This window comes from Streptomyces pinistramenti (assembly GCF_020564935.1).
Lineage (GTDB): Bacteria > Actinomycetota > Actinomycetes > Streptomycetales > Streptomycetaceae > Streptomyces > Streptomyces pinistramenti.
Window position 1 is genome coordinate 294484 of sequence record NZ_JAJCXB010000001.1, and the last position, 13501, is coordinate 307984.

The following is a 13501-nucleotide window of genomic DNA, read 5'->3' on the forward strand; positions in this document are numbered from 1 at the left end:
CGGCGGGTTCCCGTCATAACGGCGGGCCGGGCCCTGTCTTCAGGCGGCGCCATAACGGTGCCCACGGTCCGCAAGGCCGCCGGCAACCGCCGGACTCCGGCCCACGGGCCGGGCCGTCGCGCGCGTGCGGCCCGCACTTCTCACACGTCATCAGCACACGTCATCGGTAATCAGGGAGTCGACCCGCTCCGGCGTAGGGACCGGCACGGGCGCCGACCCGATCACAACGAAGGGGGAGCGGCGTTGGCTCGCCACCTGTTGATCGTGGACCCGGACGGGGTCGACGGACATCGCACCATCGCAGAAGCCATCCAGGCGGCCCGCAGCGGCACCGTGATCAGCGTGCGGGCCGGCCGGTACGAGGAGAACCTCGTGGTGACCAAAATGGTCACCTTGGTGGCCCACGAGGCCGGGGCGGTCGTCGACATCGCGCCGCGTACCGGCAGCGCCGTCCAGGTCCTGGCCGAGGCCGTCAAACTCTCAGGACTGCGGCTGCGCAGCGAGGACACCGAACTGCCGGTGATCGACGTGCCGCGCGGCCAGGCCGCCATGGACGACTGCGAGATCACCGGCGCCGCCTGGACGGCACTGCTCTCCCGCGAGGAGGGCTCCCTGGCCATGCGCAACTGCCACGTGGTCAACCAGGCGGGCGCCGGCCTCGTCGACATCTCGCGGGCGCCCAGCATCATCGAGAACTGCCTCTTCGAACGCCTCGGCAGCTCCGGCGTGGTGATCGGCGAGGAAGCGGCACCCGTGGTGCGCGGCTGCACGGTACGCGACGCCCGGGGCAACGGCGTGCTGGCCAACGGCCGGGCGCGGGGCAGCGTCGAGGACTGCGTCATCTCGATGACCGGCAAACCCGCCGTCGCCATCGAGCAGGACAGCGCCACCCGGATCGCGCAGTGCCGGCTGCGCGACACGGTCATCGGGCTGCACATCAGCTCCTCCTCGCAGGCCACGGTCGAGGACTGCACCGTGAGCGAGACCTCCAGCCACGGAGTGACGCTCACCGGCGACACCAACCCCGTGTTCCGCGGGCTGACCGTCGAACGCAGCGACGGGCACGGCATCGTCGTCGCAGGCCACGCCCGCGGCTCCTTCACCGACTGCACGGTCGATGACGCATCGGGCTCCGGCGTGGTGACCGAGGAATCCGCCGCTCCGCACCTCACCGGACTCCAGGTGCGCGGCTGCGCCGCGGAGGGCATCCTGCTCTCCGGCGACGGCGCGCCCCGCGTGGACCGCGCCGAAGTGACCGGCGCGAAGGGCACCGGAATCCTCATCGACGGGGAAGCGGAGCCGGTACTGCGCCGGGTGAGCGTCACCGACGCGGCCGGGCACGCCGTCGAGGTACGCGGCACCGGGCGCGGCCAGTTGGAGGACTGCGAGCTGACCGGAGCCGGCCGGTGCGGGGTCTACGTCGCCGAAGGCGCCCGGCCCACGCTCCAGGCCACCACGGTGCGGGCCGCGAAACGTGCGGGTGTCCAGGCGGGCCCGCGTGGCACTGTCACACTGCTCGACTGCGAGATCGACGGATCCGGGGCCGACGGCGTCGCGCTGGACGAGGACGCGGAACTGACCGCGGTCCGCACCTGGGTGCACGACGGCAAGGCGAACGGCGTGCTGATGGGGCAGAAGGCGCGGGGTGCGCTCAACGGCTGCCGGCTCACCGGGAATGCCGGCGACGGGGTCCGGGTCGAGACGACCAAGCGGGTACGGGTGACCGGCTGCACGGCGACCGACAACGAGGGCGCAGGCGTGCGCCAGACCTCACCGGACGGCGAGACCAGCGTCGAGAACCTGACCAGCAGCGGCAACACCGACCCGGACGTCTGGGGGGAGAGCGCGGCGGCCGCCGGGGCGGGCGGCGCCGCCGACACCCACGGGCCGCTGGCCCGGCTCGACGAACTGGTCGGCCTACAGGCGGTCAAGGAGCAGGTCAACATGCTCGTCAACCTCAACCGGCTGGCGCGCCGCCGCCGCGAGGCCGGGCTCCCGGTGCCGACCAACGCCCGCCATGTGGTCTTCGCGGGCCCGCCCGGCACCGGAAAGACCACCGTCGCCCGGCTCTACGGCTCCATCCTCGCCTCGCTGGGCGTGCTGCGCTCGGGCCACCTGGTGGAGGTGTCCCGCGCCGACCTGGTCGCCAAGATCGTCGGCGGTACGGCCATCAAGACCACCGAGGTCTTCGAAAAGGCCCTGGGCGGCGTGCTGTTCATCGACGAGGCGTACACCCTCACCTCCCAGGAGGGCAGCGGGGCCAACTTCGGCCAGGAGGCCGTCGACACCCTCGTCAAGCTGATGGAGGACCACCGTGACGACGTCGTCGTCATCGCGGCCGGATACACCTCCCAGATGAGCAACTTCCTGGAGTCCAACCCCGGCCTCGGCTCCCGCTTCAGCCGCACCATCGAGTTCGAGAACTACAGCGTTCCTGAGCTGGTCACCATCGTGCGGCGGCAGTGCGACGCGCACCGCTACACCCTGGCGGAGGAGACCGAGAAGGCGCTCGGGGTGCACTTCGAGCGGATGCACAAGGACGAGTCGTTCGGCAACGCGCGGGCGGCCCGCAAGGTGTTCGAGGAGATGGTGGACCGGCAGGCGTTCCGGCTGGCGGCGATGGCGGAGGTGTCCAAGGACGACCTGACGACCTTCGTCCCGTCCGACGTCGGCAAGCAGGCAGCGGCGGCGGTCGGCGCGGGCACCGACCGGCACGACGACGGGGCGCTGGACGAGGTACTGGGGCGGCTGCGCGCCATGACCGGCCTGGACGCCGTCAAGAACGAGGTCGAGGACCTGGTCAACCTGCTCGGCACGGCCCGCAGGCGGCAGGCGGCCGGGCTGCCCGCGACCTCCGTCGGGCACCACCTGATCTTCGCCGGGCCGCCAGGCACCGGAAAGACCACGGTCGCCCGGCTGTACGGCGAAATCCTCGGCACCCTGGGCGTGCTGCCGCGCGGCCAGCTCGTGGAGGTGGCCCGCGCCGACCTGGTGGGGCGGTACGTCGGCCACACCGCGCAGCTCACCAAGGATGTCTTCGCACGGGCCCGCGGCGGGGTGCTCTTCATCGACGAGGCGTACACCCTCACCCCGGCGGGCGGCTCCTCGTCCGACTTCGGGCAGGAGGCGGTGGACACCCTCGTCAAGCTGATGGAGGACCACCGTGGTGACGTCGCTGTCGTGGCAGCGGGCTACTCGCTGGAGATGGAGCGCTTCCTGGCCTCCAACCCGGGCCTGGCGTCCCGCTTTTCGCGCACCGTGCACTTCGAGGACTACACCACCGACGAGCTGCTCGCGATCGTGCTGGGCACCTGCGCGCGGGACGGCTACGAGTGCGTCCCGGCGACCGTGGACGGGCTGCGCAGGCACTTCGCATCGGTGCAGCGCGGTGACGACTTCGGCAACGCACGCTATGCCCGTAAGGTGATGGAGGCGATGGTCACCCGGCAGGCGGGCCGCCTCAGCCGGCTCCCCGATGCGGGACTCGACGATCTGCGCAGGCTGCTGCCGGAGGACCTGGAGGCGGCCAACCTGTGAAGGCGGCGGCCTTCCCCTGACCCGGTGGGCGAAATGCCCCCGATATCACCCCCACTTGTATGTGGTGGACGCGGCCCGCACCTGCGTGAATGGAGTGTCCGCAGCGGGCCGCGCCGTCGTCTCCCGAAGGCCGTATGCCGCGCGGTGCCCGGTGTCCGGAACGGCGCAGCGGCCGTGTTCGCCACGAGGGTGTGAGGCGATGGGTGACGACGGAAGTAGGGGAACACCGCTGGTGGACGGTCACAACTGCCGTGAGATCACTGCCCGGTTCACCGGCCGTCCGGCCCCCGGCCCCCGGCTCTCCGGAGTGCGGCGGGTCCTGGGGACGGCCGCGGCCCTCGGGCTGCTGGCGGTGAGCGCCACGGCCGCGGCCCCTGCGGCGCAAGCGGACGGCGCGCAGGGCGGCGGCACCACGCTGCCGCCCATCCCGCGGGTGCTGGAGGGCAAAGCCTGCACCAAACCCTCCGCCAAGAAGGCGTCCGAACCTCCGTGGCAGCAGGCGGTGTTGAACCCCGCGCTGGCCTGGGACCTCACCGAGGGCGACGGCGCGACCGTCGCCGTCGTGGACACCGGCGTGGACGCCACCGGGTCGCCCGCGCTGGCCGGGCGGGTCACGGCGGGCCCCGACGTGGTCGCGGGCGGCTCGGCCGGTACCGACTGCGTCGGCCACGGCACCTTCGTCGCCGGACTGATCGCCGCCGCGAAACCGGCCGACATCGGCTTCGCCGGGGTCGCCCCCGGCACGCACATCCTGGCCGTACGCGCCACCGAACACGACGGCACCACCACGGCCGACCACATCGCCGCCGGGATCGAGGCCGCTGTCAAGGGCGGCGCGAAGGTCGTCGACGTGCCGGTGGCCCTGGCGTCGGGCAGTGCGGCGCTGAGCGCGGCGGTGAAGGCGGCGCAGGCCAAGGACGTGCTGGTGATCGCCCCGGCCTACGGGGAGCAGCAGGAGAGCGGCAAGGCGGCGCCCGCCGCGTATCCCGCGCAACTGCCCGGTGTGGTGGCGGTCGCCTCGCTCGCGCCGCCCGACGGGCTCCCCGACCAGGAGTTGCCGCCGGCCACCGCGCCCGACCTGGCCGCCCCCGGCCGGAGTGTGCTGAGCATCGGGCCGCGCGGCGCCGGGCACTTCACCGGCAGCGGCGCCGACCTCGCCTCCGGCTTCGTCGCGGGCACCGCGGCCCTGGTCCGTTCGTACCGGCCTGACCTGACGGCGCATCAGGTGCTGTCGCGGCTGGAACGGACCGCGTACCACTACCAGGGTGCGGGGGCGGGGCCGCTGGTCGGCTGGGGGACCGTGGACCCGGGGTCGGCGGTCACCGCCAACCTGGGCACGCCGGCGCGCGCGGGCGACGCGGGCGGGGCCGAGGCGCTGCGGCTGCCCGCGCCGGATTCCAGGGCCGCCGGGCACCGTGCCTGGCTCATCGCCGGAGCGTCCGCGGTGCTGCTGGCGCTGATGGCCCTCGCCGCCGTGGTCATTCCGCGCGGGCAGCGGCGCGGCTGGCGGCCCGGCAGGCTCGCGGCCGCGGGCGACGGACCGGCGCCGGCGGGCGACGCGGCGGGCGGTACGGCCTCCGGAACCTGAGCCCCCGCACGGAGGCCGCCGGCCTCGCCCCGCATCCTCCGCGCACCACAAAGGAGGCCACCTCTCGCCGAGGTGGCCTCCTTCGTGCGTGGTGCGCGCCCGTGCCCGGGTGCGCAGCCCCGGCCATCTCGGCCATCCCGGCCCTTCCGAGGCGCATTTCTTTTCTCGTTCGAGCGTATTTCGAGCCCGCTCTTTCGGCTGCTGATTTCGACCCGTCACTTTTTATCGGTGCCCAAACCCTCCACCTGGGGGTGGTGCGTGACGGCATTTATGGCCCGTGGTGTCCGTGCCGGTACTCAAGAAAAGGGAATAGTTGATCTCCGCGTGCGAGGAAATCCCTTTCGATGTGCAAGAGCAAAGCCCCGCGCGGGGTGCCTGAGCGGCATCCGTGCGGGGCTCGGGGGCTCGCCGTGCCCGCCCGCTACGGGGCGGCGGGCGCGTCGAGCAGACCCGTCTGCACCTGGGTCGTGCCCCGGCGCGTGAGGTACAGGCCGCGGCCCGTGGCCATGGTGCGCGGCTTGACGCCGGGCAGGAACATCCCTTCCGACGGCGGGCAGGACAACATCAGCGCGGGAGTGTTGGCCTCAAGGAGCTGACGCAGCAGCGGGTCGTTGATGCCGCGGGACGCGCCGTTGGCGCTGCGCGCCACGATCAGGTGCAGGCCCAGCTCGTTGCCCTGGGCCAGGAACTCCGTCAGCGGCGCGAACGGGCTGGGCCCCGACATGCCGCCGCCGCCCACCATCTCGAAGTCGTCGACGACGAGGAACAGCTGCGGCCCGGTCCACCAGTCGCGCCTGCCCAGCCGCTCCGGTGTGATGTCGGGCCCCGGCACCCGGTCGCGCATCGCCCGTGCCACGCCCTCGACCATCTGCCGCAGCTTGTCCGTCGAGACCGCGTAGCCCAGCCGGGACTCCTCCGGCACGCTGGCACCCAGCGTGCGGCGGAAGTCCACCAGCATGACCCGCCCCTGGTCCGGCGTGTAGCGGTTGGCCACCGCCCGGCAGATCAGGGACAGCAGGTTGGTCTTGCCGGTCTCCGCGTCGCCGATGACGATCAGGTGCGGGCTCGACTCGAAGTCGTGCCACAGCGGTTCCAGACGCTGGTCCTCCAGGCCGATCGGCACCCGCAGGTCGCCGTCGGGAGCGGGCAGCGTGGCCGCGTCCAGCTGCGCGGGCAGCATCCGCACCGGCGGCGCCGGCGGCCCGTCCCAGGCGGCCGCCACCCGCTCCACCATGGCGGTCACCCCCTCGGCGAGCGAGGCGGTCCGTGCGTCGCCGTCCAGCCGCGGCAGTGCGGTGAGGAAGTGCAGCCGCTCCTCGGTCATGCCGCGCCCGGGGATCTTCGGCACGGTGTCCGCCGCCCGCATGTTGATCACCGAGTCGACGGGGTCGCCCATCCGCAGCTCGAAGCGGGTGCCGAGCTGGTCGCGCAGCGCGCTGCCGATCTCGCCCCACCGGGTCGACGCGATGATCAGGTGGACGCCGAAGCTCAGCCCGCGCGAGGAGATGAGGTTGAAGGTCGGCACCAGGTCCATGAAGTCCTGCCGCACCGTGCCCCAGCAGTCCACGACCAGGAACACGTCCCCGTACCGCTCGTCGGCCATTTCACCGGCAGCGCGCCGCCGCCGGAAGTCGTCCATCGACTCGATGCCCAGCTCCGCGAACTGCCGCTCGCGGCGTGCGATGACGCCGGTGATCTCGGCCAGCGTGCGCACCACGCGCTCGGGGTCGAGGCGCCCTGTGACGCCGCCGACGTGCGGCAGCCCGGCCAGTCCCGACAGCGAACCGCCGCCGAAGTCCAGGCAGTAGAACTGCACCTCGCGCGGGGTGTGGGTCAGCGCGAGCGAACTCACCAGGGCCCGCACCAGGTTGCTCTTGCCGCTCTGCGGCCCGCCCGCGATGCCGACGTGGCCGCCGGCCCCCGACAGGTCGGCCGTCAGCGGGTCGCGCCGCTGGTCGAACGGCCGGTCCACGATGCCCACCGGCACGGTCAGCCGGCCGTCCTGCTGCGGGTCGGCGGGCGCCAGGCCCCGCCCGGCGGCAGCGGCCAGCGGCGGCAGCAGCGCGTCCAGGGTCGGCGCGAGGTCCAGCGGCGGCAGCCACACCTGGTGCGCGGGGGCCGTGGGCCGCTCCCGCAGCCGGTCCACGGCGACGTTCAGCAGGTTCGGCGCGGACTCGTCGGGCAGCGGCTCGGGAGCGGTCTGCGGCAGCTGCCGCTGCGCCACCCACGCGGTGCTGAACGGCACCACCTGGCCCGCCACCACCGCCTGCTGCGTGCTGCGCCGGGCCGGACGGTAGGGCCCGGACACGTACGCGGCCTTGAAGCGGGTCAGCGTCCCCACGTCGTTCTTCAACAGGCCGCTGCCCGGCTGGGACGGCAGGTTGTAGGCGTCCGGCACGCCCAGCACGCCGCGGCTCTCCATCGCGGAGAACGTCCGCAGGCCGATGCGGTACGACAGGTGCGACTCCAGCTGGTGCATCCGGCCCTCGTCGAGACGCTGCGAGGCGAGCAGCAGATGCACGCCCAGGCTGCGGCCCAGCCGGCCGATCATCACGAACAGCTCCATGAAGTCGCGGTGCGCGGCCAGCAGTTCGCTGAACTCGTCGACGACCACGAACAGCGTCGGCAGCGGCGCGAGGTCGGCGCCGCCCTCGCGCGCCTTCTCGTACTCCAGCGCGGAGGCGTGGTTGCCGGCCCGCCGCAGCAGTTCCTGGCGGCGGATCATCTCGCCGTGCAGCGCGTCCTTCATCCGCTCGACCAGCGCCGTCTCGTCCGCCAGGTTGGTGATCACCGCGGAGGTGTGCGGGAGTTCGTCGAGGCCGAGGAAGGTCGCGCCGCCCTTGAAGTCGACGAGGATGAAGTTCAGCGTCTCGGACGAGTGGGTCAGGGCCAGCGCGAGCACCAGGGTGCGCAGCAGCTCGGACTTGCCCGAGCCGGTCGCGCCGATCAGCATGCCGTGCGGCCCCATGCCGCCCTGCGCCGACTCCTTGATGTCCAGCTCGACCGGCGTGCCGTCCGCCGACAGGCCGATCGGCACCCGCAGCCGTTCGCTGCGGGAGCGGGTCTGCATCCGGTCCATGGCCGCCGTGCGCAGGTCGGCGATGCCCAGCAGTCCCGCCAGGTCCATGTCCTCCTGGAGCGGCTGGTCGGTCCGGGTGCGCGCGCCGGGCCGGTAGGACGCGACGGTGGCGGCCAGCGCCCGCGCCGCGGCGGTGCCCAGCGCCTCGGGCCTGCCGATCGCGGTCTCGGTCTCCTTGCCGTTGCGGTCCGTGCCGACCATGTGCAGCTCGTCGGCGCCGATCCGCAGCCTGAGCACCTGGCGCGAGTGCTGCCAGCCCAGGATGCCGCGCACGTCGAGCACCACGGCGTTGGCGTAGCCCGCGCCCGCCACCCGTGCGCCCTGCGGCACGTTCGCGGTGTCCAGCACGATCACGGTGTACGGCTCGTCCCGGCTCGGCTCCCGGTCGGCGTCGAACTTGGGCCGCTGGGCGAACTCCTCGCCGAGCAGCGCCTCCAGCTCCGAGACGCTGTCGATGACCAGACGGGCCGCGCCCGCCCCGTCGGTCTCCGCCGCGTGCTGCACGTGCGGCAGCCACTTCGCCCACTCCCACTCGGCCCGCGCCTCACCGTCCGCGACGATCACGATGTCCAGCTCGCGCGGCGCGTGCAGCACCGCCAGCTGGGCGAGGAGCGCGCGCACCGCGGCACGGGATGCCGTCTCGTCGCCGCGCAGCACGATCCGTGCGTAGGTCCGCAGCCGGACTGCCACCGGCTGGTCGGCGACCGTGCCGTACGCCCGGATGAAGCGGCGCAGCGCGTGCGCGCAGAGCGGTTCGAGGTCCTCCACCGGCTTGGTCGACAGTGGCGAGAGGGTGAGGGCCAGCTGCTGGGAGCCGCGGGCGATCCGTACCTCGGCGAAGTCCTCGTGCGTCAGGCGCCGTTCCCACAGCCGGCTGGTGCGGGCCAGCGACCACAGGGCGGGCGGCTCGGGGTGCTGCCAGGACAGCGCCTGCCGCTGCTGGGCGATCACCTTGCGGACCCGGCGCCGGGTGGTGGTCAAGTAGCGGAGGTAGTCACGGCGTTCACCGCGCAGCTTGCGCTTGCGGTCCTGGGCGCTGCGCATGAACTGGGTGACCAGCATGCCGATGGCGGAGATCGCCATCATGCCGATCGCGACGTAGGTGAGGGCGCCGCCGCTGCCTCCCGGCTTCAGGAAGATCAGCACCATGCCCATCGAGCTGAGGGCCATGGGGAGGTAGGTGATCACGCCGGACATGGCGCTCTGCGACTCGGGCAGGGCCGGCGGCTCCTGAAGGCTCAGCTCGCCCTGCGGCAGTTGTGGCCCCGGCCTGCGTGGGGGGCGGCGGAATGTGACGGTGCTCAAGACGGACCTTCCTTCGGGAGGCGGCCGTTCCCGCGCTGCGCGGCCGCCGGTGCAGGCCGGCACCGGGGGAGTGGAAGCGAGGAACAATTCGCAACCGCGATGATGCAAATGTGAGCGGTTCAGGGAAGATTGCAGTGCAGTGACCGGATGGCTTGAGGTACACCTTCAACTCTCGGGAGTACGCTCTGCGATCGAATTGCTGATAAGCAGTCACGATAGTGTTCTCCTCAATCCGCGTCGACCCGGAGGCTTTTCCGGGACGAAGAGAGCGAGCCGCCGTGAGCGACACCACCGTCGGCCTGTGCCGACTCACCGTCCGATCCCCCGAAAGGTCCTTCGACATCGGCGTGCCCGTCGACGTCCCGGTCGCCGACCTGCTGCCGGTCCTCGTCGACTACGCGGGAGAAGACCTCCACGAACAGGGCCTGGACCAGGGCGGCTGGGCCGTACAGCGCCTGGGGCAGCCGCCCCTCGACGACGAAGGCACCCCGCGCACACTGGAGTTGCGCGACGGCGAGACCCTCTACCTCCGCCCCCGCCACGAGACGCTGCCCGAAGTCGCCTACGACGACCTCGTGGACGGCGTCGGCGAAGCCCTGCGCAAGCGGCCCGACTCCTGGCGGCCCGAACTCACCCGCCGCCTGCTCCTCGGCTTCGCCGCCACCGCCCTCACCGTCGGCCTGATCGTCCTGGCCCTGCCAGGACCCACCGTGCTGCGGGCCGTGATCAGCGCAGGGCTCGCCCTGCTGCTCGTCGCCTGCTCCGGCGCGGCCTCCCGCGCCGTCGGCGACGCCTCGGGCGGCGCGGTGCTCGGCATCATGGCCGTGCCCTACATGGCGCTCGCCGGAGCCCTGGTGCCCAGCGGCGGACACGCCGAAGTGCTGCTCGGTGCCCGGCTGTTGGCCGCCGGTGCCACCGGCGCCGGCGCCTCCGTGCTGGCGCTGGCCGCGGTCGCCGCCTGCGCCCCGCTGTTCTTCGGCGCGCTGACCGTCAGCCTCTTCATCGCCGTCGGCGGTGCCGGCGTGGTCGCCGGACTCCCGGTCAGCCACGCCGCCGGCATCGTCGTCCTGTGCGTACTCATCTGCGGCGGACTGGTGCCAGGACTCGGCTTCCGGATGTCGGGCCTGCGGCTGCCCGTCCTGCCCGCCAACGCCGACCAGCTCCAGGAAGGCATCACCCCGCACCCCGCCGACCGGATCGCCACCCGCGCGGTACTCGCCGACAGCTACATGACCGGCCTCTACGCCGCCCTGGGACTGGTCGCCGCCGCCTGCCTCACCGCCCTGCTCACCGCCCCCGGCACGGATGACTGGCCGCCCCTGGCGTGCGCCTGCGTGCTGAGCCTGCTCCTGCTGCTGCACTCCCGGCACTTCGGCAGCCTGTGGCAGCGCCTGTCCATGGTGCTGCCCGGCGCCTACGGACTCGCCCTGGCCGCCGCCCTCGGCGCGACCGGACTCGCCCTGCCCGCACGGCTGGGACTGACCGCGGGACTGCTCGCGGCGGCCGCCGTGGCCGCCATCGCCGCCTGGACCGTTCCCGGCCGCCGGCTGGTCCCGTACTGGGGCCGCATCGGCGACCTGCTGCACACCACGACCGCCGTCGTCCTCGTCCCGCTGACGATCCTCGTCGCCGGCATCTACCAGCAACTGCGCGCCATCAAGGGCTGATCCGTCCTCCCGGACAGCCGCCGGCCGTACGTCACGGCCGAGGAAGGGGAATTCCATGCAATCCAGGCGGGACCAGGTACAGGCCCACCTGTTCGTGATGAGCCGGCTGTCGGCAGGCATGCTGCGCGTCGAACCCGACGCCCCCGACGCGCCCAACGCCCGCACCAAGCGCGGCCTGATCGGCGGCACGTTCCTCGCGCTGCTCGCCGCCGTCGGCGTGACCCTCTACGGAGTGGTCTCGCCCGGCGGCGCCACCTCGTGGCAGACCCCGGGCACGCTCGTCCTGGTCGACGACTCCACCAGCCGCTACCTCTTCGCAGGCGACGCCCTGCACCCCGTGCTCAACGAGGCATCGGCCAAGCTCATCGCCGGCAGCCGGATGACGGTGCAGAGCGTCAGCGCCGCCTCTCTCGGGGGCACCCCGCACGGCGCACCCGTCGGCATCGTCGGCGCGCCGGACTCGGTGCCCGCACCCGACGCGCTGGACACCGGAGCCTGGCTGGCCTGCGCCGGACACCTCACCGACTCCTACGGCAAGAAGCGGGACGTGCTGAGCGTCGCCGTCGGCAGCACCGAGGTCGGCGACGCCCTCGACGACACGTCCGGCACCCTCGTCAGCTCGCCGTCCGGCGGAGTGCAGCTGCTCTGGCACGGCATGCGGCACCGCATCGACACCGACCACGGCGCCCACTCCGCACTCGGCTGGGCCAACGTCACCCCCCTCCAGGTCAAGGACGACTTCCTCAACACCCTTACCGCGGGCACCGACGTCGCCGCACCCGAAGTGCCGGACCGCGGCAACGAAGGACCGTCGCTGGCCGGCGCCCCCTCCCGCATCGGCCGGCTGTTCAACGCCACCGGCGGCCAGCACTACGTGCTGCGCAAGGAGGGACTCGTCCCGCTGACGCCGCTCCTCTTCGACCTGCTGCGCGGCGACCCGCGCACCCAGAAGGAGGCGTACGACGGCGCCGCCGTACAGGTACGCACCATCGGACCCGCCGATCTGGAGGCCCACCAGGCGTCGTCCGACCTGGGCAACGCCCTCGCCGACGGCCTGCCCGCGACGGCGCCGCAGCTGATCACGGCGGACCGCAAGCAGGACGTGTGCACCAAGGTCACCCCGGGCAGCAGCGCGGGCAAGGGCCCGTCGACCGGCATCGTCGTCCTGGACGCGAAGGACGTGCCGGCCGGCGCCCCCAACACCCAGCCGGGCATCCAGGCCGGCTGTCTGCAATCCGACCGGGTCTGGGTGCGTCCGGGCCGCGGCGCGCTGGTACGGGCCCTCTCGTCGGCGGGCGCCGGCGCCTCCGACTACCTCGTCACCGACTCCGGCGCGGCCTACCCGATGAACCGGGCCGCGTCCGAACAGCTGGGCTACGAAAACGTCCAACCGGCCACGTTCCCGGCCCAGTTGGTGCAGTTGCTGCCCACCGGGCCGAGCCTGGACCCGGCGAAGCTCGCCAAGGGCGGAGTCGTACCGGCGGCGGCCGCCTCGTCCGCGGGCTGCGCGCACTCCGGCTCCTGAGCGGGAGCCGCGCGAAAGCCATTCCCGAACGTCAGCCTTTGGTATGACTACACGGCACAGAGCGATCTCTACCCTGGTGATGATGAAATCTCCCGAAGCTGGTTCTCTCGTGAACTCGGCGTCGTGGCAGCCGGATTACCGGCGTGAATCCCGCCGCAGCGCGGGCGAAACGGCCAGTAGGGCCGGCGACTCCGTGACAGCGACACCGGACCGACGCATTCGGGAGCGGTGCATTCGGACAACGTGAACCCTCCGTGAACGGTACCGCCCACTGTTCGCGCACGTATCCGGATGCCACCGCACAGCGGTGTACGGGAATACCGGCACCGTCGGCCGAAAATGAAAGGCGAGGAAAGCCAGGAGCGTGTCCGCCGCACGCCTCTTCGGCCGTCCCGCCTCCCCGAAAGGAATTCTTCATGGGTGCCCAGGTAACCAAGCAGGAACAGGACATCAAGAATGCCTTGGTGCTTCTGGAAGGCCAGATGCAGGCCATGCGCACGGCCGGACAGAAGGTGGAGGACACCGTCCAGCAGGCCGCCCAGCACTTCCACTCCACCGCCAGCACCACCTTCCAGCAGAAGATGCAGGAATGGATCGAGACCTACAACCAGGCGTCGGCCAAGGTGAACAATCTGCACGCCAGCCTGGAAGCCGCCAACCAGACGCTGAACACCGGTGACTCGCAGGCGCAGGAGCACGCCGCGGGCTGGTCGGGCGACATCGACGGCATCCACGGCGTGCTGTCCGGGGGCGGCTCTTCGTCCTGATCCCCGCGCCTGGTGACGGACCCGGCATCAGGC

Annotated in this window: 6 protein-coding genes; 5 read left to right on the forward strand and 1 reads right to left on the reverse strand. The window is 72.4% G+C overall.

The window, feature by feature from the left end; translation table 11 throughout:
* Nucleotides 1-243 precede the first annotated feature (243 nt).
* Nucleotides 244-3537 carry a right-handed parallel beta-helix repeat-containing protein gene (locus LIU39_RS01380; protein ID WP_227043602.1) on the forward strand — a complete coding sequence of 1098 codons (3294 nt, stop codon included), beginning with the start codon at nt 244-246 and terminating at the stop codon, nt 3535-3537.
* Between the two features lie 199 nt (nt 3538-3736).
* On the forward strand, nt 3737-5125 hold the full coding sequence (locus tag LIU39_RS01385; RefSeq protein ID WP_227043604.1) for a S8 family serine peptidase: 1389 nt from the start codon (nt 3737-3739) through the stop codon (nt 5123-5125).
* Between the two features lie 421 nt (nt 5126-5546).
* Here LIU39_RS01385 and eccCa read toward each other — a convergent pair whose 3' ends face one another.
* Entirely contained in the window at nt 5547-9509 is a 3963-nt protein-coding gene (gene eccCa / locus LIU39_RS01390) for a type VII secretion protein EccCa (RefSeq protein WP_227043606.1), read from the reverse strand.
* Between the two features lie 278 nt (nt 9510-9787).
* On the opposite strand from eccCa, the gene eccD reads away from it, so the two are divergent.
* The 3 genes from eccD (at nt 9788) to LIU39_RS01405 (ending at nt 13468) form a co-directional block, all read left to right on the forward strand.
* Nucleotides 9788-11176, forward strand: coding sequence for a type VII secretion integral membrane protein EccD (gene eccD / locus LIU39_RS01395; protein ID WP_227043607.1), 1389 nt, complete (start codon nt 9788-9790; stop codon nt 11174-11176).
* 55 nt (nt 11177-11231) lie between these two features.
* Entirely contained in the window at nt 11232-12701 is a 1470-nt protein-coding gene (eccB, locus tag LIU39_RS01400) for a type VII secretion protein EccB (RefSeq protein ID WP_227043610.1), read from the forward strand.
* A 416-nt stretch (nt 12702-13117) separates the two neighbouring features.
* The gene (locus tag LIU39_RS01405; RefSeq protein ID WP_227043612.1) at nt 13118-13468 is read left to right on the forward strand and encodes a hypothetical protein; all 351 of its coding nucleotides are present in this window, start codon (nt 13118-13120) and stop codon (nt 13466-13468) included.
* Nucleotides 13469-13501 lie beyond the last annotated feature (33 nt).

Coding starts and splice junctions, on each gene's coding strand:
- LIU39_RS01405 (WP_227043612.1), top strand. CDS start 13,118: ATGGGTGCCCAGGTAACCAAGCAGGAACAGGACATCAAGAATGCCTTG.
- eccB (WP_227043610.1), top strand. CDS start 11,232: ATGCAATCCAGGCGGGACCAGGTACAGGCCCACCTGTTCGTGATGAGC.
- LIU39_RS01385 (WP_227043604.1), top strand. CDS start 3,737: ATGGGTGACGACGGAAGTAGGGGAACACCGCTGGTGGACGGTCACAAC.